At 45.6% G+C, this 22,730-nt stretch carries 26 protein-coding genes, 5 pseudogenes and 1 riboswitch; of the genes and pseudogenes, 14 read left to right on the top strand and 17 right to left on the bottom strand.

What is annotated here, in order from left to right; all coding sequences use genetic code 11:
• The first annotated feature begins 2 nt into the window (after positions 1 to 2).
• The 5 genes from P378_RS22545 (at position 3) to P378_RS18170 (ending at position 2,948) form a co-directional block, all read left to right on the top strand.
• A complete protein-coding gene (locus P378_RS22545; protein WP_238473411.1) occupies positions 3 to 854 on the top strand; it encodes a sensor histidine kinase in 852 nt (283 codons plus the stop codon).
• On the top strand, positions 826 to 1,176 hold the full coding sequence (locus P378_RS22540; protein ID WP_238473410.1) for a response regulator: 351 nt from the start codon (positions 826 to 828) through the stop codon (positions 1,174 to 1,176). Before P378_RS22545 ends, P378_RS22540 begins: the two co-directional genes overlap by 29 nt.
• Positions 1,176 to 1,439: a response regulator transcription factor gene (locus P378_RS22535; protein WP_238473409.1), complete on the top strand. Its 264-nt coding sequence runs from the start codon at positions 1,176 to 1,178 to the stop codon at positions 1,437 to 1,439. The genes P378_RS22540 and P378_RS22535 overlap by 1 nt, the downstream gene beginning before the upstream one ends.
• Positions 1,440 to 1,461: 22 nt before the next feature.
• Positions 1,462 to 1,641, top strand: a complete 180-nt coding sequence (locus P378_RS22530) for a hypothetical protein (RefSeq protein WP_238473408.1) — start codon at positions 1,462 to 1,464, stop codon at positions 1,639 to 1,641.
• Between the two features lie 104 nt (positions 1,642 to 1,745).
• Positions 1,746 to 2,948 (top strand): PAS domain-containing protein, encoded by a 1,203-nt coding sequence (locus P378_RS18170; protein ID WP_238473407.1) that lies wholly within the window; start codon positions 1,746 to 1,748, stop codon positions 2,946 to 2,948.
• Between the two features lie 43 nt (positions 2,949 to 2,991).
• Here P378_RS18170 and P378_RS19890 read toward each other — a convergent pair whose 3' ends face one another.
• From P378_RS19890 to P378_RS18130, 9 genes and pseudogenes are all read right to left on the bottom strand, one after another.
• Positions 2,992 to 3,135 (bottom strand): hypothetical protein, encoded by a 144-nt coding sequence (locus tag P378_RS19890; RefSeq protein ID WP_180261178.1) that lies wholly within the window; start codon positions 3,133 to 3,135, stop codon positions 2,992 to 2,994.
• A 17-nt stretch (positions 3,136 to 3,152) separates the two neighbouring features.
• Positions 3,153 to 4,280: a YeiH family protein gene (locus tag P378_RS18165; protein ID WP_099084191.1), complete on the bottom strand. Its 1,128-nt coding sequence runs from the start codon at positions 4,278 to 4,280 to the stop codon at positions 3,153 to 3,155.
• A 155-nt stretch (positions 4,281 to 4,435) separates the two neighbouring features.
• Positions 4,436 to 5,143, bottom strand: a complete 708-nt coding sequence (locus P378_RS18160) for a winged helix-turn-helix domain-containing protein (protein WP_099084190.1) — start codon at positions 5,141 to 5,143, stop codon at positions 4,436 to 4,438.
• A gap of 143 nt (positions 5,144 to 5,286) precedes the next feature.
• A pseudogene (gene mdh, locus P378_RS18155) lies at positions 5,287 to 6,212 on the bottom strand (malate dehydrogenase).
• A 74-nt stretch (positions 6,213 to 6,286) separates the two neighbouring features.
• Positions 6,287 to 7,036, bottom strand: a complete 750-nt coding sequence (sdhB, locus tag P378_RS18150) for a succinate dehydrogenase iron-sulfur subunit (RefSeq protein ID WP_099084189.1) — start codon at positions 7,034 to 7,036, stop codon at positions 6,287 to 6,289.
• Positions 7,033 to 8,787 (bottom strand): annotated as a pseudogene (gene sdhA / locus P378_RS18145) (succinate dehydrogenase flavoprotein subunit). The gene sdhB and the pseudogene sdhA overlap by 4 nt, the downstream one beginning before the upstream one ends.
• 17 nt (positions 8,788 to 8,804) lie before the next feature.
• Positions 8,805 to 9,455: a succinate dehydrogenase cytochrome b558 subunit gene (locus P378_RS18140; protein WP_099084188.1), complete on the bottom strand. Its 651-nt coding sequence runs from the start codon at positions 9,453 to 9,455 to the stop codon at positions 8,805 to 8,807.
• A 266-nt stretch (positions 9,456 to 9,721) separates the two neighbouring features.
• Positions 9,722 to 10,276 (bottom strand): Fe-S-containing hydro-lyase, encoded by a 555-nt coding sequence (locus P378_RS18135; RefSeq protein ID WP_099084187.1) that lies wholly within the window; start codon positions 10,274 to 10,276, stop codon positions 9,722 to 9,724.
• Positions 10,277 to 10,287: 11 nt separating this feature from the next.
• Positions 10,288 to 11,129: pseudogene (locus P378_RS18130) on the bottom strand (fumarate hydratase).
• Positions 11,130 to 11,780: 651 nt separating this feature from the next.
• On the opposite strand from P378_RS18130, the gene lexA reads away from it, so the two are divergent.
• On the top strand, positions 11,781 to 12,422 hold the full coding sequence (gene lexA, locus P378_RS18120; protein ID WP_099084186.1) for a transcriptional repressor LexA: 642 nt from the start codon (positions 11,781 to 11,783) through the stop codon (positions 12,420 to 12,422).
• Positions 12,423 to 12,446: 24 nt separating this feature from the next.
• On the opposite strand, the pseudogene P378_RS18115 reads toward lexA, so the two are convergent.
• The 3 genes and pseudogenes from P378_RS18115 to P378_RS18105 all read right to left on the bottom strand — a co-directional run bounded on the left by P378_RS18115 (position 12,447) and on the right by P378_RS18105 (position 14,715).
• Positions 12,447 to 12,853, bottom strand: a pseudogene (locus P378_RS18115) (MerR family transcriptional regulator).
• 170 nt (positions 12,854 to 13,023) lie between these two features.
• Positions 13,024 to 13,347 carry a DUF4387 domain-containing protein gene (locus P378_RS18110; protein WP_099084184.1) on the bottom strand — a complete coding sequence of 108 codons (324 nt, stop codon included), beginning with the start codon at positions 13,345 to 13,347 and terminating at the stop codon, positions 13,024 to 13,026.
• Entirely contained in the window at positions 13,348 to 14,715 is a 1,368-nt protein-coding gene (locus P378_RS18105; protein ID WP_099084183.1) for an acyclic terpene utilization AtuA family protein, read from the bottom strand.
• Positions 14,716 to 15,248: 533 nt separating this feature from the next.
• Here P378_RS18105 and P378_RS18100 point away from each other — a divergent pair.
• The 7 genes from P378_RS18100 to P378_RS18070 all read left to right on the top strand — a co-directional run bounded on the left by P378_RS18100 (position 15,249) and on the right by P378_RS18070 (position 19,819).
• A complete protein-coding gene (locus tag P378_RS18100) occupies positions 15,249 to 15,674 on the top strand; it encodes a universal stress protein (RefSeq protein WP_099084182.1) in 426 nt (141 codons plus the stop codon).
• A 10-nt stretch (positions 15,675 to 15,684) separates the two neighbouring features.
• Entirely contained in the window at positions 15,685 to 16,119 is a 435-nt protein-coding gene (crcB, locus tag P378_RS18095) for a fluoride efflux transporter CrcB (RefSeq protein WP_099084181.1), read from the top strand.
• A 17-nt stretch (positions 16,120 to 16,136) separates the two neighbouring features.
• Entirely contained in the window at positions 16,137 to 16,496 is a 360-nt protein-coding gene (gene crcB, locus P378_RS18090; RefSeq protein WP_099084180.1) for a fluoride efflux transporter CrcB, read from the top strand.
• A 295-nt stretch (positions 16,497 to 16,791) separates the two neighbouring features.
• A riboswitch (cobalamin riboswitch) is annotated at positions 16,792 to 16,974 on the top strand.
• Between the two features lie 124 nt (positions 16,975 to 17,098).
• The gene (locus tag P378_RS18085) at positions 17,099 to 17,890 is read left to right on the top strand and encodes an energy-coupling factor ABC transporter permease (RefSeq protein WP_476588340.1); all 792 of its coding nucleotides are present in this window, start codon (positions 17,099 to 17,101) and stop codon (positions 17,888 to 17,890) included.
• The gene (locus tag P378_RS18080) at positions 17,883 to 18,191 is read left to right on the top strand and encodes an energy-coupling factor ABC transporter substrate-binding protein (protein WP_099084179.1); all 309 of its coding nucleotides are present in this window, start codon (positions 17,883 to 17,885) and stop codon (positions 18,189 to 18,191) included. Before P378_RS18085 ends, P378_RS18080 begins: the two co-directional genes overlap by 8 nt.
• Positions 18,192 to 18,971, top strand: coding sequence for a cobalt ECF transporter T component CbiQ (gene cbiQ, locus P378_RS18075; protein WP_099084178.1), 780 nt, complete (start codon positions 18,192 to 18,194; stop codon positions 18,969 to 18,971). It begins immediately after the preceding gene.
• Positions 18,971 to 19,819: an energy-coupling factor ABC transporter ATP-binding protein gene (locus tag P378_RS18070; RefSeq protein ID WP_099084177.1), complete on the top strand. Its 849-nt coding sequence runs from the start codon at positions 18,971 to 18,973 to the stop codon at positions 19,817 to 19,819. Before cbiQ ends, P378_RS18070 begins: the two co-directional genes overlap by 1 nt.
• 256 nt (positions 19,820 to 20,075) lie before the next feature.
• Here P378_RS18070 and P378_RS24400 read toward each other — a convergent pair.
• The 5 genes and pseudogenes from P378_RS24400 to P378_RS18045 all read right to left on the bottom strand — a co-directional run.
• Positions 20,076 to 20,162 (bottom strand): annotated as a pseudogene (locus P378_RS24400) (helix-turn-helix domain-containing protein); the annotation flags it as partial.
• A gap of 79 nt (positions 20,163 to 20,241) precedes the next feature.
• Entirely contained in the window at positions 20,242 to 20,394 is a 153-nt protein-coding gene (locus tag P378_RS19885; protein ID WP_180261177.1) for a hypothetical protein, read from the bottom strand.
• A 216-nt stretch (positions 20,395 to 20,610) separates the two neighbouring features.
• On the bottom strand, positions 20,611 to 20,985 hold the full coding sequence (locus P378_RS18055) for a toxin-antitoxin system HicB family antitoxin (RefSeq protein ID WP_099084175.1): 375 nt from the start codon (positions 20,983 to 20,985) through the stop codon (positions 20,611 to 20,613).
• On the bottom strand, positions 20,986 to 21,243 hold the full coding sequence (locus tag P378_RS18050; RefSeq protein ID WP_099084174.1) for a type II toxin-antitoxin system HicA family toxin: 258 nt from the start codon (positions 21,241 to 21,243) through the stop codon (positions 20,986 to 20,988). It lies immediately after the preceding gene.
• Positions 21,244 to 21,672: 429 nt separating this feature from the next.
• A complete protein-coding gene (locus tag P378_RS18045; RefSeq protein ID WP_238473406.1) occupies positions 21,673 to 22,446 on the bottom strand; it encodes a M48 family metallopeptidase in 774 nt (257 codons plus the stop codon).
• Positions 22,447 to 22,583: 137 nt separating this feature from the next.
• Between P378_RS18045 and P378_RS18040 the strand changes: the two genes are divergently transcribed.
• Positions 22,584 to 22,730 (top strand): transposase (locus P378_RS18040; RefSeq protein WP_143338557.1); only part of this gene is annotated, 147 nt, incomplete at its 3' end.

Genomic DNA, 22,730 nt, shown 5'->3' with positions numbered 1-22,730 from the left:
GTTTGCAAAATATCACCCAACCTTTGCTGCATTCTCTGTTAAACCAAAGGGAACTTTTGAGACACAAGGCTGTCTTCCATAATGATGGGCGCCCCATTCACTTAACCGTGGACTACATTCCTATATTTTTATTTAATAAACTAATCGGGGTTATGATGATCGCCAGAATGGCCAACGAACAAAAGGATAAACCACTTTTACTGGATACGTTGGAAAAAGAAAGAAAAAGAATCTCCATCGAGATCCACGATTGGATTGCCCGCTATATGTCAACCATCATTCATTCCCTGGACTATAACCTCCGGCTGCATAAAGACGGCGATTTAAAAGGTGAGGATTTGCTGCAGGGTTTAATCGACCTGCGCAACCACTGCCAAAACGCTGCCATTGAGATGCGGGGCATTATGAATGACATCCACCCTTATTTGATTGATAAAGTGGGCCTTATTTCTGCGCTGGAATCTTATATTCATACCTTTGAAAAACTGAATAAAATAAAGGTGTATATATTTTACCAGGACAGAGCCCTGCGCGTTAAAAAGAAGGACGAAATTATTATTTACCGAATCATTCAGGAAGCTCTCAGTAATATTGTAAAACATGCCAAAGCCACGGAAGTGGACATTAATTTTACCAAACAGCAGGACACCCTCAAAATTGAAATTATGGATAACGGGGGAACTGAGGGAGATTTCGTGGCGGGCAAAGGATTGTGGGGCATGAAGGAACGGGCCGGTCTGATTGGCGGCGATATTGTTTTTGGTTATTGTGAAACAGGTTTTTGTGTTACTTTAACCGTTCCGATACTACCAGGAGGCCAAAAAAATGGAGAAAATCAAGATTATGCTGATTGAGGACCATAACGTCTTCCGGGAGGGCTTAAAAAAGCTGCTGGAACTGGAAGACAATATGACAGTGGTGGCGGAGGCCGGCTCCTGTGAAGAGGCTTTGGCCAAGCTGTCCGGCGATATCGATGTCATCCTGTTGGACATCGGTCTTCCCGACGGCGATGGCCTTGATTTGGCCGGTAAAATAAAACAAAAATACCTGCGTATCAAGCATGTGGCCCTCACCACCTATGATGATCCAATCTTTATAAAAAAGCTATGGAATGCGGTGTCAAGGGGTTTGTTCCTAAATATGCTTTCTTCGATGAGATCAAGTCCGCTGTTTTAATGACGCACAGGGGCGGTTCTTACCTCTACCCCGGCTTGAATACCGATTCATTGTTGAATCTCTCCGACACCGGACTGACCGAAAAAGAAATACACATGCTGCAGCTGCTTGCCAGTGGAAAGAATCAAAAGGAAATCGCCGCAGACCTTTACATCAGTCTCTCCACCTTTAGAAGAAGATTAAGGGATATTTTTGCCAAGCTCCATGTTCACTCTGTGGAAGAAGCTCTTACCGTTGCAGTAAAGAGAGGCATCATAAAATAAGCTTTACACCCGGAGGGTAGAAATGAAAAAATCCCCCCAAATTAAAACTGCTTTTCCTACCTTTGCAACCATCTTTTTTATCAGCATCTTTATTTTGTTTGGCATTATGGAATTCCGCCATACCAAAAACCTGATTAACCAATACGAAACCGGCATTAAGCAGATCACCATAAAAAAACTGAGGTATTTCAGGATAATTTAAAGACTGTAACTGTTAATATCGCAAAAAAACTTGAGAACGAACCGGAAACCGAGCGTTTATTCAAACAGATTGTCTCTTTTGATTACCGGATGACCAATCTTTATTTGCTAAAGGAAGACGGCACGATACTAACCTCTGCTTCCCAAAACAGCCAGGACCCAGACATCGCAAAATTTGTGAGACAGCCCACACAACTTGGCAATTACCAAGTTTTAGTCTCCGGCGTCCACGTAGATTCTTTATCCAAGCTTGAAGTGATCACCATGATCGTGCCTTTACAGAAGAAGTTTGAAGATCAAAAAATATTTTTAGCCGTTAACTTCCGACTTGACCAATATCAAAATGAAATCATTCAGGAATCTATGAACCAGAACTTCCGCATTGCTGTTTTTGATCCTTCCGGCAATCCGGTCATTTGGCCCTTCGAGAAGATAAAAGCAAATGCTTTTGACCCCCAGCAGGAGACTTTTTACTATGATACTTTAAGATATAACATTGTGGCCTCGGATGCCGGTTACAGTCCTTGGAGGTTGTATTTCTTCTTTGAAGCCAATAACTTTGAATTATACCGTGCCATTGCCATTTTGTTTTTGGTCTTTGCCCTTTATATCTGTCTCTACGAACTGCTGGTTGAATTTTGGGGCGTCAATACCGCCAAAACATACTTTGAAAATATTGATTTTGCCATCTTTAACCAAATTAATGAAGGTGTCATCATTGCAAATAATTCAGGGCGTATCATATTTGCCAATGAAACAGCCCATCACATTTTTGCCGATAGAAAAGATACCTTAAGAAACATTAAATTAAAAGAAATCTTCGGCAATACCGATGATTTTCAGGGGGAAAATGAAAGGGCCACGACCCTAACACTGAAGTTCAGGGACAAACTGCTTAAAGTAATACACTCCCCCATTATTAAAAACAATAAAATTTTAGGTTCATTAAGTGTGATAAGAACCGATGTGAAGGAAGAAACTGTTTATCATCAAGTCCTGAACAAATTATTAGAGGCCCTGTCCCAGGGAATTATTTTTGTGGACAAGAACCATGAAATTTACCTGGCCAATTTTATGGCCAAGTGTTACTTGAAAAATTTAATTCCCGGCACCAGCATCGAAGTGATTGATCGTGAATTGGCCACCTTTATTTACAACAATATTGATTCCGGGATAACAAAAAGAATCGAGCTATCCCGTGGACTTGCCTGCGAAGTCACCCCTGTCTATGATGACGATGGAATCTATGTGGGAACCCTGGTTGTGCTGCAAAATGACGTTATCCCCACGGGTCATTCTCTGTCATAAAAAAGCTACCCTTACCGGCTGTCGATAAGGGTAGCTTTTTATTTTACTGGTGAATAATTAAAACCATGATCACGATCAACAGCGCCAGTGAAAGGGCGACGTAATCTTCCATTCTTTCCGTGGCAAAGGGCGTATACATCCTGTGTTCATAATCATCCGGTTGGCTGGATTTCCTTTGTCTTGGCATATTATCACCCCGACATATTAAGGTTTTTCTGGAATAAAAAGGAGTACCACAATCAGTGCCAGCACCGCTTTAAACAATGCGGCGGCCGAACCCACCATTAAAGGCTTGCCTCCTGCTTTACGCAGCTCAGAAAAAGAGATTTGCATGCCAAGCCCTGTTAAACCGATGGCAAAAAACCAATTGTATAATTTACGTATGGTGATCAGCTCCGGTGAAGGAGGTGAGGTCTGTCCCAGCAACCCGAAAGAAGTAAGAAAAACCATGATTAAAAAGCCAATGACAAAGACAGGAAACTTACTCCATAAGCCGGTGTGAATATTGATATGATCGTCCGGCAGCCGGGCAGAACGGCTGGTAAGGGCGGCCAGCGCCAGTACCACAAAGGGCAGGAACAGCACCCTGGCCAAATTATAAATCTCACCGGTTTTCAAACTGACCGAGGCGTGGTTGGCCGTCCCGGGGTCAAAGATAAGACAAACCGCCAGGACTTGTCCCGAACTGAGGATCCCTGTTCCCGACCACACGCCAAACTGGTGGGGGCTCAGGTTCAAAAGGTTGCCGATCAGAGGGAACAGAAAAATGGAAACCACGCCAAAGGAAAGGATGGTGGCGATGGAGAATACCACGTCGGTTGTCCGGGCTCTGACAGCCGGCGCTGTGGCAACAATGGCGGAAACCCCGCACACCGCAGTGCCTGCCGCCAGCACCGCTGCAGAAGCCGGTTCCATGCCGGCCCTTTTTCCCAGCCACAGGGTAAAAACCAGCGTCATTACAACAAACGTTAGAACTAATACGATGGCCGTGAGTCCCAACTGGGCGACATCAACAAAACTATACAATGACCCCAGGAGAATAACCCCCAGTTTGATAAACAGCCGGGATGTGGAAACACCCGCTAAAACCCAATCGGGCAGCCGGAATAGATTTCCGATCAACATACCGATCAGGATGGACAACAGGATGTAGTTGAGGCGGAAAATATCAATCAAAATATTTTGGGTGATTGGGTTTGCTCGAAAATAAGCCTCTAAACCGGGCCAGGGAATTCCGATATCCTCTCCCCCCATGGTAAAAACGGCAATGGAGAACATTAAAAGGATGCCCGGTATGGTTTTTAAAAATGAAGAAGTTTTGTATTGATGCATGCCGAACTCTCCTAGGCTTCTGGTACAATCTGTCTTTCTATATTATAACAGGTATTTAGAGATTATCGACATCTTTTGCGTATTTATTCATCACCGCCACAGTCTTGAGCAAATAAAAAGCCTGTGGATTTCTCCACAAGCATATTTCTATCGGGCTAACTGCTGACATTCTCAGAAAATTTATATCCCACCCCGCGCACAGTTTTAATATACGTGGGATTGGCCGGATCCGGTTCGATTTTTTGCCGCACATACCGGACATGAACATCCACCGTTCTGGTATCCACATTAAAGTCAAATCCCCAGACCCTGTCCAGCAGCTGCTCCCGGGTAAAGACTTTGCCCGGGTGAGACATCAAGATTTTTAGCAGCTTAAATTCCTTGGGGGTAAAGCTGACAAATTCCCCCGCCACCTGAACTTGAAACTTTTCAATATCCAGGACAATGCCGCCGGACTTCAGCTCCCGGCTGGTCATCAGGGCAGGTTTTTTATGTTTGGTCCGGCGCAGGGCCGCTTTCACCCTGGCCGACAGTTCCCTGGGGCTGAAGGGCTTTGGGATATAGTCGTCCGCCCCCATTTCCAGACCCATCACCCTGTCCAGGGTATCGCCCCGGGCGGAGACCATCAGCACCGGCACCATGGAAGTGGCCTGGTCACTGCGCAGCCTTCTGCACACCTCCAAACCATCGGGTTCCGGCAGCATGACGTCCAGAATGATTAAGTCCGGCTGTTCTATCTTGGCCAAACGCAATCCTTCTTCGCCGCTGGTGGTTGTAATCACCTGGTGCCCGTCCTTTTCCAGGTTAAACTTTATCAATTCCAAGATATTGGTTTCATCGTCTACCACAAGTATCTTTGCCAATTAAAATCCCCTACTCTGTTTTTAATATTACCTAAATTGTATAGAGGATTTGTTAAAGTTTACTGAATGCATAGTTAAGAATAGGTTAAAAGAAAAAATAGTTAGGACTGGCCTAACTATTTTTAGGGTAAAAACATAAACTTTTATCCCAGCTTGGCAATATTGTTTCGTACGGAGTGAATGGATGCCTTAAGGGCAGCCATCTCTTCATCATTTAAATCCAGTTCAATGACCTTTTCTACCCCGTTGCCTCCGATGATGGCAGGGACGCCGGCAAACACGTCCGATTCGCCATATTCACCCTGCAGGTAGGCAGAGACGGGTAATATGCGCTTTTTATCCTTTAAGATGCACTCGGCCATCTGCATGACGGAAGCGCTGGGCGCATAGTAGGCGCTACCGGTCTTCAGGTAGTTGACGATTTCGGCGCCACCCTTTCTGGCCCGGTCCACCATGGCTCCAAACGGTCTGCGGGAATAAGCTTTTCTACCGGGATGCCGCCCACATAGGTGTAGCGGACCATGGGCACCATGTCGTCGCCGTGCCCCCCCAGCACGAAGGAAGTCACATCTTCAAAGGAAACATTAAGTTCCCTGGCGATAAAGGTGCGGAAACGGGCGGAATCCAGCACCCCTGACAGGCCAAATACCCGGTTGGGGGTAAGACCGCTGGCCTTATAGGCGATATAGGCGCTGACGTCCACCGGATTGGTAACCACCAGTATGTAGGCATCGGGGGAATATTTTACAATCTGCTCGGTTACGTTACGCACGATGCCTGCGTTAATATTTAAGAGATCATCCCGGCTCATGCCCGGCTTGCGTGCCATGCCCGCAGTGATGACCACCACATCCGAATCTGCGGTGTCGGCATAATCGTTGGTGCCGATGATAATGCTGTCATACCCCTCCACCGGCGCTGCTTCCATCAGGTCCAGAGCTTTTCCCTGGGGAATGCCCTCTGCCACATCGATCAGTACAATATCCCCCAATTCCTTGGCGGCAGCCCAGTGGGCACAGGTGGCTCCCACGTTTCCTGCCCCGACAATGGTAATTTTCTTTCTTTTCATGATACGGTTTCCTCCCATATTGATTAATTATCACATAACAGTGCAGTGATATTTACGGTATAAGGTTGCCGGTTTTACCGGCCTAACCATCTTTTGATCCCATGCAGGGTGGTGTCTCTGTTTAATTGGGCGATGGATTTGGTCAGGGGAATTTGTTTGGGACATACCTTGATGCAGTTTTGCGCGTTGCCGCAGTCGGTGATGCCTCCCACTTCCATAATGGCATCCAGTCGCTCTTCCCGGTTCATGGCCCCGGTGGGGTGTGAATTAAACAGTTTCACCTGGGCCAGGGGCGCCGGCCCCATGAACTTATTTCTATTATTGACGTTGGGACATGCTTCCATACAGCAGCCGCAGGTCATGCAGCGGGAGATGGGGTAGGATTCTTCCTGAACCCTTTGGGCCATGCGGGGACCGGGCCCCAGGTCATAGGTGCCGTCAATGGGAATCCAGGCTTTTACTTTCTTTAAGTTCTCAAACATGACCGTCCTGTCCACCATTAAATCCCGGACCACCGGAAACTTGCTCAGCGGTTCTAGCACAATGGGCTGCGCCAGTTGATCCACCAGGGCGGAGCAGGCCTGCCGGGCCTTACCGTTAATCACCATGGTGCAGGCGCCGCATACTTCCTCCAGGCAGTTGCATTCCCAGGCCACCGGAGTGGTGGGCTCCCCATTGGCATTGACAGGGTTCTTTTGGATCTCCATCAAGAGAGAAATTATGTTCATCTTATCCTTATAGGGAATCTTAAACTCTTCCCAACAGGCGGGCTTGTGAGGGTCCGTCTGCCGTTTAATTTTTAAGGATACATACCGATTGCTCACTTGCCCACCGCCTCCTTATCAACATCATAGCGCCGGGGACGAGGTGTAAGTAAGGATATGTCCACTTCTTCATAGCTTAATTCAGGACGTTCGGGAGTAAACCTGGCTTTGGTCGTCTTTAACCAGTTGGCATCGTCTCTCGGGAAAATCCGGCTTATAGTGAGCTCCCCTACTCTCATCCCGGGCCAGGGCTCCCAGGGTGATCACCCTGGCCAGTTGCAGCATGTGCCACAGGTGGCGGGTAAAGGCAGCTTCCTGGTTGGCCCAGGCGCCTTGATCGGCCCGCTTAATCCTGTGCCATCTCTGGATGAGTTCTTGAATTTTGACATCGGTTTCCTGAAGTTTTTTGTTGTAACGGACCACCGTGACATTTTCGGTCATCCAGCTTCCTAACTCTTCGTGCAGTTTATAGATGTTTTCGCTGCCATCCATTTGATAGATCTTATCCATAAAGGATTGCTGACGCTTGACTTCCCGTTCAAAAACCGATTGAGGCAAATCCTGAGAACTCTTATTTAACGACTTGCTATAGTTCACGGCATTGGGTCCGGTGATCATACCGCCGTAAATGGCCGACAAGAGGGAGTTGGCGCCCAGGCGGTTGGCCCCGTGGTACTGGTACTCGCACTCCCCGCAGGCAAACAGGCCGGGGATGTTGGTCATTTGCGCATAATCCACCCACAGGCCGCCCATGGAGTAGTGAACCGCCGGGAAGATCCGCATGGGGACTTTCCGCGGGTCATCTCCCACAAATCGTTCGTAGATCTCCAGAATGCCTGCCAGCTTTTTGTCTAGGATGTTTCTGTCGATATGAGAGACGTCCAGGTACACCATATTCTGGCCGTCAATGCCCAGTTTCAGTTCGTAACAAACCTTGTAAATGGCCCGGGTGGCGATATCCCTGGGAACCAGGTTGCCGTAGGCTGGGTACCACTCCTCCAGGAAATACCAGGGTTTGCCGTCCTTGTAGGTCCAAACCCGGCCCCCTTCCCCCTGGCCGACTCGCTCATAAGCCGGAGCTTGTCATCCCCGGGAATGGCGGTGGGGTGGATTTGAATCATTTCCCCGTTGGCATAATAGACGCCCTGCTGGTAGACTGCACCTGCTGCGGCACCGGTGTTAATGGTGGAATTGGTGCTCTTGCCAAAGATCATACCGCAGCCTCCGGTGGCCAGGATGACCGCCTCGGCGGCAAAGGACCGGATTTCCATGGACTTTAAGTCCTGGGCCACAATGCCGCGACAAATATGATGATCATCAAGGACCACCGACAATAAATCCCAGCCCTCGTGTTTCTCCACCAAGCCGGCCACCTCCCAGCGGCGCACCTGTTCATCCAGAGCATAGAGCAATTGTTGCCCGGTGGTCGCCCCGGCAAAGGCGGTCCGGTGGTGCTTGCTGCCGCCAAAGCGGCGGAAATCCAGCAGTCCCTCGGGAGTTCGGTTAAACATAACTCCCATCCGGTCCATTAGGTTAATAATAGCCGGGGCCGCCTGGCACATGTCCAGCACCTGGCGCTGGTTGGCCAGAAAGTCCCCGCCGTAGACGGTGTCATCAAAATGGATCAGCGGTGAGTCACCCTCGCCCTTGGTGTTGACGGCCCCGTTAATCCCCCCCTGGGCACAGACCGAGTGGGATCTTTTGACCGGCACCAGGGAAAAGAGCCGGACATTGACGCCCATTTCCGCAGCCTTTATGGTTGCCATCAGACCTGCCAGACCTCCGCCGACAACGATAATATTGCCTTGCATATTTTAAACCTCCCGGATTACTGGATAAAGGCCCAAATTGCCGCCAAACCAACTGCAGAAGCGATGAAAAACAAAACCATGCATAGTTTCCAGACAACCTTTTGCGCCTGCTCCCCTACCATAATGCCCCAACTCACGGAGAAGTTCCACAGACCGTTGGCAAAATGGAAGGCAGCAGCCACCAAACTGATAGCATAAAAGGTCAACCACAAGGGGTTTACCAGCAGGCTTTGCATTGTGGCATAAGTGATTTCCAGGCCATACAAAGAATGAGCAACTCGCAGCTGCCAAACGTGCACGATGACAAAAACAAAAGTAATCAACGCCGTAACCCTCTGTAGGTAAAACATCCAGTTCCCGGTGTATGAGTAGCGGGAAAGGTTGTTTTTGGCAACATAAACAATATATAGACCGTACAGGGCATGAATGGCAAGGGGCAATGCAATCAATAAAATTTCAACGACATCCAAATAAGGGATGTTTTGCAGACGGCTCACGGCGGTGTCATACAACGACGGGCTAAGGGCCGCAAGTGAATTCACGAATAAATGATTCATGAGAAACAAACTGATAGGAAATAGGCCAAGAAAAGAGTGAAGTTTCCGAACAAAGAAATGATAGTTGGCTAATCCGTTATTTTCGGACTGTACCGTGCTCACTTGCGACATCAGAACCCCTCCATAATGATACAAGGAAAATTATATCATAATTTAAGCTTCTCCATCAATCTATCCCCTTTCAAATCACGTACAGGTAAACCCATAACAATTCCTCCGTTTCTTTTTGTATACTGTATACAATAATCATTTAAGAAAAGACTCAAGTTAATTAGCAGAAACTATAAACCTACATTTTACCCTGCCGCAGAAGCCTTTACCTGTTCAACAATCAATCAACCGGATTCTTTACGGTAAGAGTAACCCTGGGGCAAAGATTACTCCTCCGCATAGATTTTTCTTCCCTCTTGATAAAGGTCGCCGCCACAGGCATCATTTACCACAATAGCCGGAAAATCCTTAACCACAAATTTATGAATGGCTTCCGCTCCTAAATCCGGATAGGCTACAACCTCTGCCTGTTCAATGCATTTGGAGATCAGCGCTGCTGCGCCACCAATGGCAGCAAAATAAACCGCGCCGTGCTTCTTCATGGCCTCGATCACCGCTTCGGACCTGGCGCCTTTGCCGATCATGCCCTTGAGGCCGATTTCAATGAGTCTGGGGGCATACGCATCCATACGACCTGCAGTGGTAGGACCTGCTGAGCCGATCACCCGGCCCGGAGGCGCCGGGGAAGGTCCGACATAGTAAATAATTTGTCCCTGAAGGTCCACCGGCAGCTCTTTTCCTTGATCCAGCAATTCAACCAACCTTTTATGAGCCGCATCACGACCGGTATAAATAACCCCGTTTATCAAAACCTGTTGACCAATACGGAGATTGGCCACTGTTTCATCGGTAAGCGGTGTGGTTAAACGAACTTGGGTCACGTTAAATCCTCCTATATGACAACAGATTTATGACGGGCAGCATGACAGTTAATGTTTACCGCCACCGGCAGACAGGCAATATGGGCACCAAAAATTTCGATATGAACAGCCAGAGCGGTTGTTCTGCCGCCCAGGCCGGAAGGACCGATACCCAGTTTGTTTATCTTCTCCAACAATTCTTCTTCCAGCCGGGCAATGTCCGGCAGCGGGTGCGGTTCTCCCACCGGTCGTAACAAGGCTTCCTTGGCCAGCTGGGCGCACTTTTCCATGGTACCGCCAATTCCTACGCCAATGATTAGAGGAGGACAGGGGTTGGGTCCGGCGTTCTTAACGGTATCCAAAATAAAATTCTTGACACCTTCCACTCCTTCGGCGGGTTTCAGCATCTTCAGGCGCTCATATTTTCACTGCCCCCGCCTTTGGGCGCCACGGTAATCTTCAAATGCTCTCCGGGAACAATTTTGGTATGAATGACTGCCGGTGTATTGTCACCGGTATTGACCCTTTCCAGCGGGTGACCGACAATGGATTTTCTTAAAAACCCTTCCTGATAGCCTTTCCTGACACCCTCATTCACAGCCTCGTAAAGATCGCCGTTGACGATATGTACGTCCTGCCCCAGTTCCAGAAAAACCACCGCAAACCCGGTATCCTGGCACATGGGGATGGATTCGACCGCGGCGATGCCGGCATTTTCCACCAGTAAATTAAGAATTTCCTTACCGCTTTGTGAAACTTCGGTTTCGCAGGATTTTTTAAAGGAGTTTATTACGTCTTCTTCGAGTTTGTAGTTTGCTTCCTGGCACAGGCGGGCCACTTCTGAAATAATGACGCTACAATCAATGGTCTTAATGGCTGGTAACCTGGTTTCTGAAAACTAAACAAATGAGATTTATTTAGTTTTCTCTCCCGCCGACTTACGGGAGGCAGTGTCACAGGATTCAACTGCTTAGCTATGGACTCTCGTCCATATTCCGGGTGGTTCACCTTTCGGTTCTCCGCCGTCTACCTTACGGCAACCATCCTGCCCGGAAAGGGTGTTACCCTTGCCTCGGTAGTTAACTTATGACAGCAGCCTTTCACAGCGTGTACTGCTGCCATACCGCAAACTTATGAGAATAGTGGTTACCCTACACCTAACAGTTCTTTCCGGTAAACATGCCAGGAAACCAGGCTGTTCACTCCCTTCTTTTTGAGATTTTTTAGTATCGCTTTCTTAACGGCAGACCACTGCTGCCAGTTATTTAATTGTCTAAATCCATCTTTTTTCTTGATAAACTTATCTACTAAAAAACTCGGGACTTTTTCTTAGTTATATCCCAATCCCCTTCGGGCGATCACACAAGCTGCTGCCTCCTTCTTTTATTCGCCCGGCAGCTACAAAAACCTGCTAAAAATTTCATTATTTCTTGCGAACAAATGTTTTGCACAGCATACAAATCAATGTTATAATATACCAAATCACGTTTATCTTTTTGAGTAAAGAAAGGTTGTGAACCGCCCAATGTTAAATCACCGGGAAGAAGCTGTCCTGAATGTGATTATAGAAAATGTAAAATCAAAGGGGTATCCTCCCTCCGTTCGCGAAATCGGTGAGGCCGTGGGTTTGTCCTCCAGTTCTACCGTCCACTCTTACTTAAAAAGGCTGGAGCAAAAAGGTTATTTACGCAGGGACCCAACCAAGCCCCGGGCCATTGAAGTGATTGGTTTGGACAACGGCAGGGATGGTGCTGCCTCGGATGCAGCAGACACTCAGCTGTTTAACCAGGAAGAACTGGTGAGCATCCCGGTCCTGGGAGAGGTGGCTGCCGGCCTTCCCCTGCTGGCGGTGGAAAATTATGATGACAGGGTGACCCTTCCCAGAAGTTTTACCGGGTACGGAGAATTCTTTATGCTGACGGTCCGTGGAGAAAGTATGATTGAAGCAGGCATTCTACCGGGAGACCTGGTACTGGTAAGAAGGCAGGAATCTGTCAATAACGGCGAAATCGCCGCAGCCCTGCTGGAGGATGAGGCAACGGTTAAAACATTTTATAAAGAAAAAACCGGGATTCGGCTACAGCCGGAAAACAGTCACATGGCACCTATTTATGTGCGGGATGTAAAAATCCTTGGCAAGGTGGTGGGACTGATCAGAAAAATATAAAAGGTCGCTTTAAGCGACCTTTTCTTATTTGCCCTGACAATCGTTGTTGTAGTGCAGGCACGCGCTGCAGTGGTCTGCCTTGTCTTCCAGAACAAAGCAGTATGTACCCTGTCCTTTCCAGCAAGGTTTGTTTATATTCACATGTTCCCCTTTGGCAGTGTTTCCGCCACCGCTGCAGTTTTTGGTGCTCCAGCAGGGATACATGCTGATAATTTGAAGCACACCGGCAATGTTCAGCCCTTTTTCATTAATCAGGAAATGAATAAACTGAAGCCGTTTTACGTCATTGTTGCTATATAAACGCTGCTTATTACGGCGTGACGGCTCAACCAGACTATGCTTTTCCCAAATACGCAGAGTTTCTGGATGCACCTTTAAAAGTTCGGCAATAACCCCTATGTTAAACATAGTTGATCATCATTACAAAACAAAGCTTTATCTCCCCTCGTTTATATTTTTGTATTTATTATATAGTATATAGTCTATAAACTAAATTTGTAAATAAGCTAAATAGGTGTAAATTCTTACGATTTTATTAATTATCTGCCGGTTTTGGGACAAACCTCGAAATATTGTAGATTTTGCCGAAAGAGATACTCCTTTAGTCCATTTCCAGTTCCAAATCCAGCAACGGGGCATGCTGCTGGGCCCCGTAGACATCGGTTTCCCCCAGGGCACCGGAAGGATATGGCCGGATAATAGTGGCTTTAATGGCATAGGCGGGGGAAAACTCTACAATGCCAATCACCTCATCTTCCTGAATGCCATAGAGTTTTGCAATAGTGCTTTGGTTAACGATTTGAGAACGACAGGCAGCCTCAAAGGATTTTTGATCCTTAAAAATGATATCAAGGGTTAATTCGTAAGGACCGGAGTTCTTACTTCTGATTACAGAAGCGATTTCCGGCAATTTTATAACAGGCATTTAACTCTCCTCCCCTACCGGTATGATTTCTGACGGAAACAGGGCTAACGGGTTGTCAACTTCCAGCAGATGATAAATGTTAAAATTGTAGACGGCGCCTGCTTTAAAGTCCGAAGGTGAGTAAGGAAATGCCAAATTCCCCGCCGTGGCCACCCGTCCCGGGTAACCATAATGCAGCATGGTGGAGCGTGCAAAGCTGCAAATGGTGTTGGCAATGTCCTGGGTTTCCGCCACCGCTTCGATAACAATGCCCAGCTCATGGGAACGTATGGACGGTTCGGGCTCAAGTTTGCCCATGACACCATTCTTGCCGTAGATAGTGAAATGCAGGAAATATTCATAGCCATAGCGTTTAAAATTGTCCTTTACCCTGTCCCGTACGGCCTCCACAATATGGTCAATTTGCGAGATCATAATGGGGTCCCGGCACCCGGCAACGGATACCGTACGGTAACCCACGCGTTTGGCCCCTTCCAGCTTGACCGCATAGGTTTTGCTGGGAACAAATTTGCTGCCGGTAATCTTAACGGCCGTTGCCGTTTCCTGCGTAAAGGTCGTTTCCCTGAGGTCCAAGGTTCCTCCAGGACCGGGCAGAATGTAGGGATTGGTCTTTTCATACAGCGTATGGGCCGCCACCGAAGTGGGTGTGCAGCGCCGGTTCGGGTTCAAGGGCTCAACGAGAAAATTGCCCTCTCTCAGGGTGCCCAGTAAACAATCGCTTCCACTGCCCGGCGAGGCCGCAATAGCACCGCATTCCAGTATCTTCCCCATATGAATGGCCAGCCCTTTGTCATAGCCCGCAAGTAAAGCTGAAGCGCTAAAAACCGCCGGGTCGTAGGACCTGCCCGCCAGTACCACCCTGGCCCCCTTCTCTAAAACGTCCATGACAGGTTCCGGACCCATCTGGGCCACAATTCTTCCTGCGTTATTAATCTCTTCTTCCGTCAGTTTAGGGGCCGGATGTAAAGGGGATATTTTTTTCTCCCAAAAGGCCTGCAGCACCAGCTCTTTGCTCAACTCGGCATGGATGATGCCCAGGGGGAACTGCCAGCCCTTTTCCCGGGCCAATTCAATAATGATTTCCTTATTCCATTCAAGATGGGCTTCGGCGCCGCAGCCGCCGGCGGTACCGATCACCACAGGAATGTTCCGCTGCAGGCCAGCTTCGATCATCAATTCTAAATCTCTCTTCACTGCAGCCCGGTCGGTAAAGGAGACCCCGGCCCCCAGGTAATAGGGTCCCGGGTCGGTGGACCCCGCATCAACGGCAATCAGGTGCGGCTCCCTTTCCAGACCTGCCCGAAAGGACTCCTCGGGAAAACCGTAACCCAGTATGGCAGTGGGAGATAAAACCCTGTACTCTTTCAATTGGTATCCCTCCAAAAAGTTAAGGTGAGACCTTGTTTGTCTCACCTTATTATATACCCAACCATTGAGAAGAAATAGAATATCGAAAGTTTTTTAAAACTCTCCCAGCATAAAACACAGTTTGTGCGATCCGACCAAAACTTTGGCCTTGCGTTTTACGTTTAACCGCAACTTCCCGTACGGTAGTGGCAAATCGAGCTCAGGGGATAAGAAGTTCTGGAAGAATTAAGTTGTTTTTCCATATTCCGGGCAGTACCACCGGTAAATAGGGATGATGGAGGATTGGCGTTTCATAGAAACTGTCCGGAGACAATGCCCATGTTTGCGCATACTTCGCTTATAGTCTTGGCAGTGCATGTATATCTGGGCAGGATTTTCCGGTTTTTTACCCACAAGTAACTTGGCCGAAAACAGCCATTTATTATTAAATTTCTTTGTCAATAGTTGTTTTCCGTAAGTTGCAAGTTGCAAAGATTTTGTGATAGTGATAATGTGAAAACAATTAATTTTATAAGGATATGGATGTGGTATAGATGAAAGTTTTGTTGGCGTCAGACGGTTCAAAAAACTCCCTTCATGCCGGCGATTATATTGTGAAACTGGCCCGTCTCGGTATTCAGTTACAGGTTACCGTCATGTCTGTGGTACCCTTCACCCAGGACATGGCTACTTTCCTGGGGGTCAACAGGGATGAGTATTACAGGTTGGCCGAAATGAGAACCCGTCCTATTTTTAGTAAATACGAGGAAATGTTTAACTTAATTGATACTATTCAAGTAGATTATGTCACAGAACAAGGTCAGATTGCGGAAAGGATTGTAAAGAAAGCAGAGTCAGGTAATTATGATCAAATTGTACTGGGCGCCAGGGGGTTGAGTAATATTAAAGAATTAGTTTTAGGCAGTGTTAGTCATAAAGTTGTGCAGCTTGCCAAATGTCCTGTGGTAATCGTAAAGTAAGGGGATGTCAATGAATTATTTATTTGTCGGTATCGGTGGAATATTTGGCGCGCTGGCAAGATGTTACCTGAGTACCTCAATCCATGAGAGTACACTTTCGTCGTTTCCCTTTGGAACCTTATGTGTGAATCTAATTGGAAGTTTTTTACTTAGTTTTATCGCCTATGCAAGCCTGCTTAGCTGGAACCTGCCAAGAAAATACATTTTAGCCGTCAATACGGGTTTCATAGGATCATTTACAACTTTCTCTGCTTTTTCATTGGAGCTCGTTAATTTAATAATCAATAATAACTTTGATTTAGCCATCATTTATGTGTCAGTCAGTTTAATTGGCGGGCTGGGCCTGTCATGGTTAGGGATTAAAACGGCTTATACTTTCTATCAGCAAGAGCAAAAAGAGGGAGATCAAAGGCAATCCCTGGGAGAAGCAACGCAGGAGAATTAACATAGTGAGGTCGTACAATGAATATATTCTGGGCTGTTGCCGCCGGTGGTTTTCTGGGCGCCATCTGCAGGTTTGTGGTGTCAAACTTTATCCAATCCAAACATAAAAAGCCATTTCCCTTTGGAACCTTTGCCGTTAATCTAATAGGCTCTTTTCTTCTCGGGTTTCTTTTTGCAAAACACGTAAATCCTTTACTTTTCTTTTTTGTTGGAACGGGCTTTATGGGTTCCTTTACGACTTTTTCTACGTTTGAACTGGAATCCATGGAGTTGATTCGCAACAGAAAGTTTCTTGTATCGCTTTCGTACCTTTTACTTAGTACTATTTTAGGAGTTATTCTGGCATTTTTAGGTTATTGGGTTAGAAAATCTTTATGAATAGTGGGCTAAGGCTTCTAAAGAAATATTCTCTTCTTGCCCCACCCGGATGCTGCTTATTATTCATTTCCTGCTCTATTTCCTTAAAAAAATCTTTACGTGGCTTTCAAAAGCGGCTGGCGCAGTGCGACTGTCGGTTCTGTGATTGGGGCTACAGTAGTGGCTGTTTTAGTTTCACTAATATTGCCCAGGGTTCCATCACCTGTTTTAGTGGTAACAGGTTAATTCATGATAAATGTTTTTTAAGATCATTTTCCAAATTTATGATATAATTGCACTGATCCCGTATACAAAAAAATAATTACAAGTGCTAGGTACCCCGTTGGGGGTTTAAAAAGGAATCGAGTGTGATTCTCGAACGGTCCGGCCACTGTGAATGGCGAGTTGGTTTCTGAAATACCACTGGAGAGGTTCCGGGAAGGTAGAAACCAGCGCTAATAGCCTAAGTCAGGATACTTGCCTAACACTTAACTGACCACCTCCCGAGAAGAGGTAAGCAGTTAAGCAGTGGTCTTTATGCCTTTCTTATGACCATTTAGCCTTAACTCTTCGCGGTTAAGGCTTCTTGTATTTTATTGAAGGCAGTGAAGAGGTTTTTATTTTTGCGATATGGGGAACGAATTCTGAAGGAAGTGATGGTTTTGCTAGGAAGTAGGAAACATTTTGTTTTTATTCTTTTAGGTATTTTTCTGGTAGTACCTAATATCGCTTATGCCATGCACATCATGGAGGGCTTTTTGCCGGCAATTTGGAGTATTCTGTGGACAGCACTGGCAGTACCATTTTTGATAAGGGGTTTTTTTAACATTCAAAAAACTGTGATTCATGAACCAAAATTAAAGATGCTGCTGGGACTGGCCGGGGCTTTTGTATTTGTTCTATCCGCTCTGAAAATCCCCTCCGTGACTGGAAGCTGCTCTCACCCTACCGGGGTAGGACTGGGAGCCATCTTGTTCGGCCCCACCACAATGAGCGTGATCGGTTGTATTGTACTGCTATTCCAGGCCTTATTGTTGGCCCACGGAGGGATTACCACCCTTGGTGCTAACACTTTTTCGATGGGCGTGGTTGGGCCATTGGTATCCTATGGTGTTTTTCACCTGTTGAAAAACACTGGCAGACCCCGCTGGTTAGCATTATTTTTGGCGGCTTCATTGGGAAACCTGTCTACTTACGTAACCACCTCCTTCCAACTGGCTTTAGCCTTTCCATCCGAGACGGGAGGTGTAATCTTTTCTTTAACAAAATTTCTGGGAGTTTTTGTTTTAACCCAAGTGCCCCTGGCAATCAGCGAGGGGATTCTTACGGTATTTATTTTTAACCAGTTGACTGTTTACAGCAGCAATGAACTTAGAGAATTATCCCTGTTGCCAAAGGAGCACACGCATGTATAAAAAACATTCTTTCCTTAAAAAACCTATCCTTAATTTGTTCTTGTTGACAGTGGTGATCATACTGACTGCGGCTCCTCTGTTTGTATTGCAAGGAGCCGAATTTACCGGAACCGATGACCAGGCTAAAAAGGTCATCGGCGAGCTAAACGCCGGTTATCAACCCTGGTTCTCTTCCTTATGGGAGCCTCCCGGCAAAGAAATTGAAAGCTTGTTGTTCGTTTTGCAGGCTGCCGTCGGTGCAGGTTTTATCGGTTATTACATTGGATTTGCACGGGGGAAGAGAGAGGCTGAGAAACAATAAATGCTGCAAATAGAAAAATACGCCTACTGTAATCCCCTGCGGGGGGTGCATCCGGGGGAAAAGTTTTTATTTGCTGTAGCCACCATGATGACTTGTCTGGCCTTAAACTCCCTGTCAGTATCAGGAATTGTTTTGTTTCTGATGGCGGGGGTTACTGTATGGAAAGGCAACATCCCCCTTTGTTTTTACATAAAACTTTTATCAATCCCTCTGTTCTTTCTCATGGCAGGAACCATAACCGTTGCAATCAATGTAGTCCATAACCCGGATCATGCATTGTGGAGCTGGCAATATGCAAATCTGAGCTTCGGTATTACGATGGAAAGCCTCCTCGCCTGCGCCAAACTTTTTCTAAGGTCAATAGCCACTGTATCTTGTTTATATTTTTTATCTCTTACCACACCTTTAGTAGAGATAATCTCGATATTAAGGAAACTTAAAATCCCCGAACTGTTCCTGGAGTTAATGTCTCTGATCTACCGATACTTGTTTATTTTACTGGAAATGGCTGAAAGAATATATTCTTCTCAGTCTGCGAGACAGGGATATAGCAGTATAAAAAACAGTTACCGGTCAATGGGACTATTGGCCTCCAGTCTTCTTATCCGATCTCATCAACGATCCCTAAATTTATATATGGCTTTAGAAGCGAGAGGATATAATGGCACAATCAAGGTGTTGGAGCAGAGGTATCAATTATCCAAAAGAAACTTATTATTAATTGCCATTACGGAACTGTCTTTAATTTTAGTGGATTATTTAAACGGAGGAAGCCTTTAATGTCTCGATATATTTTTGAAACGCAGGATCTTCATTTTGACTATCCTGATGGTACCGCTGCCCTGCAGGGTCTGTCAGTCTCCATTGAAAGAAATAAAAAAATCGCCCTTTTAGGCGCCAATGGAGCGGGCAAATCAACTTTTTTGCTGCATTTAATCGGCATTTTGAAACCTGTTAAAGGGAAAATCATTTTTAACGGTCAAGAGTTAAAATATGACCGTGCATCATTGATAAACTTACGTAATAAGGTGGGATATGTTTTTCAAGACCCGGAAATCCAGTTGTTTTCCGCCAGTGTTTGGCAAGAAGTGTCCTTTGGCCCTATGAATTTAGGTTTGACCAATGAAGATGTGGAAAACAGGGTCATAAGAGCATTGAAGGATACCGATACAACCTGTTTAAAAGATCGGCCTACCCATTTTCTGAGCTATGGTCAAAAAAAACTGATTTCCATCGCAGACATTCTGGCCATAAACCCGGATATGATCATTTTCGATGAACCCACTGCCTCCCTTGACCCAAAGTACACTCATCGCATCCTGGATCTTTTAAACGACATCAATCAAAGAGGAGTCTCTATTGTCATGGCTACCCATGATGTGGACAAGGCATACGAATGGGCCGACACGATACTGGTGATGAAGGATGGTGGGATTATTAAAGCGGGCCCACCGGAGGAAATATTCAATAATGAACATTTAATACAAAATACCTCCCTGGAGAAACCATTATTGCTGAAAATATTTAAGGAACTACAGCTTAACGGTTATCTTCCCCAAAACAGGACCGCTCCAAGAAATGTAAATCAATTCATCGAAATTCTTCATCAAAATGCATTAAATAAATAAGGCACTATAAATAAGCCATTTAACTAAACGATGCGTTTTTCCCGGCATTTCAACTTTCAAATCATTAACACACATACGTCCTACTTCATGAAAGAAAAAACTTACCCCAACCGGACATTTTGGAGTGGTTGGGAAAAAGGTTGAACGTATTTTCATGTCCACAAGGGGCCTGTCATCACGATGATAATTTTTAATTTTCTCCGTTATAGACTGCAGCAATATGCATAAGCCGATTAACAGTAATGTTTGCGCTATCCTAAAGGATAGAGGGGTCATATTCACCCTTTGCTACTTGGGTAAGGTAGGATTTGCTTATTCCAATTTCTTTAGCCACCTGGGCCTGAGTTTTCCCGGATAGTAATGGCCTCCTTTAGGTTATTCCTTAGCCGCACCTTATCCTTGTGGATTGATTGCACCCCGGTCTAAAGGTAAGGACCCAGCCACATAGTAATAATACCGCTTAAAAACAATTGCTTTGTGAGAGACGGATTTAGTTTCTTAGCCCTTTGAAATATTTCTTCTAATGTTTCGTCTACATCAGTAGGCAAATCTAGTTTAGTGCCGGTAAATGCCATACTATCACCTCTGTTTAGGTTTACTTAAACTCCGTTTGGTTAACAATTGCCAGAGGTGATAATTAATGCTTGGAATTATCTACAATAGTCCTAAAAAAGACTGTAACAAAGATAAGGTCGACTTAGATCGGGCTGCTAAGGACATCGCCAAAATAACATCAGAAAAGAAGGATGAAAAAATAAGCCAGGGCGGGAAACCCCATCCTGGCTTATTTTTTAAACAGATTTCTTGCCAACACCCATACTAATCAGGTGAGACAAAAACTGATTGGCGCTGACCCCTTCTTTTTTGGCGGTTTCAATGACCAGCTTGTGCAGGCTCTTGGGGATTCTGAGGGTAACGCGGCCACTGTATTCATCTTTGTCCTCTTGAATAGAAGGTAGAGGAATCGTTATCCCATTTTCATGGGCTGCCTTAATCCATTGTTCTTTTGCAATCATGGCATCTTTTATAGCTTCCTCTACGGTATCACCGGTACCAACACAATACTGTAAATCTTGAAACTCTACAATATAGCCACCGTCATCAATGTCTGGCCTGACGGTGAAGGGGTAATCAAGGTTTAAATAGAAATCTAAGTCTTGAGCCATTTACATCCTCCTTATCATCCGGCAGAAGGGGTTAATACCCCATCTGCTTAGTAAATCCTGAACATTTTTCAAATACACTCGTTTTAACTGTTTACCATGAACGGCTATAACTATTACATATGGTGCATTAACATAAGTATGATGACTGCCTTCAACCCTACGCGAGAAACCTAGTTGTTTTAGCAGTAGGTCTACATCCTCAAAGTCCACAACTTTAGCTGTCTTTATTCTCTCTATCAGTTTTTCCTTCTTCGTCATGGCCTCACCCCTTAATGACATTATATATGATGTCATATGTAATGTCAAGCTTCCACTATGAGAGATTGCAACTTTGCGTAGTTGTGCTAAGTTGGGTATGGGTTAACAAAATGGAATAGGCTGGGAAATAAATCAACCACCCTTAAATCTCTACCCAAAAAACACCTCCCGGCCAAATTATACCAGGAGCAATTTAAAGAAAATGAAAGATTATAGAGGGAGGTGTTATAATTTACTGAATTAAGTTAATAAGTTTAGTGCCTGACACCCATTACCGCCTCTTGCTGGTTTTTTAACTGGCCTTTCGATACAAAAGACAGCATACAGGACGCAGGCCTACAACGTACATAATCTTGATAATTAAAACGGAATGGTTCGAGTATGTCTTCATCGCGTACAGTCAGGCTTTACGATCCAGGATTATCTATCTCACAAATTTAAAGCTTTAATTCTCTTAGGGAGGTTGGGGTGGGTTGATAAAACCTCTGAGAACCAGATCCAGAAACCCCGTTCATTATCTGCCTGGTTTCTAAACTCTTGTGCATTAACATTACGGTATAACTTTTTCCCGGCAGCTAAAATTAAAAGTCCGGAAACAGCACCATCAGGTCTGAAGTAAGCACCAAATCGATCGCAGGTGTATTCACAGGCCCTGGAATAGGCAGCACCCAAAAAGGGAATTAACATTGCCGGAGAAAGTAACCATGACCAGGTTAGATGTTTTCGTTTAATGTGTGCCAGTTCATGACATATGATAAAGGCAAGGGCGGGCTCTCCCTCCTCGTAGGCTATCTCAAACACATCAGAGTAAATCACTACAAAGTCTCTGCCAAAAAATCTGGTGGCAAAAGCATTTAACAAACCACCGGCCTGTAAAATGTAAATGGCCGGAACATGGTCAAGGCCCATACGCCTGGCATACTCTGCAGTAAGACGATAAACTTCCGGGAACTGATTTTCTGACAAACGGATTCCGTTTCCCCTTAGGTGGCCTATAAATATTCCGTGTGCAAACAGGGAAATAATTAATCCTGCCACTAAGTAAGGGATTCCAACGATAGATATAATCAGAGACAAGTAAATTAACAAACTGATAGCAGCCAAGATAAAGAAATAAATTTTCTCCCTGGGATTCACCAATGATTCCATACCAATCCCCTTTCTATTTATAGATTGAGAGGTTGGTGTGTTGTTTTCAAACAACCTCTCTTTTGGTTGGGAATTCCCCTCCCATTTATTGCCGGTTTCCTGCAGTTTAGCATAATTTATTGCCTACCGACACTATAATGGATAAAGAAAACTAGACAAAAAAACAGCTTTATTTAAGGTGGATCGTTGCCGTGAGAAAATCATATTCTGGGGAGTTCAAAGCCAAGGTTGTACTGGAAATTCTCAAGGAAGAGAAAACCATATCCCAGATTGCTTCAGAGTATGGGATTCATCCAAATCAATTGCTTAAATGGAAAAAAGAGGCAATAAGATCTCTG

Source organism: Desulforamulus profundi, assembly GCF_002607855.1.
Note: the sequence above shows the minus strand (reverse complement) of the source record. Positions and strands in the feature narration are given on the sequence as shown.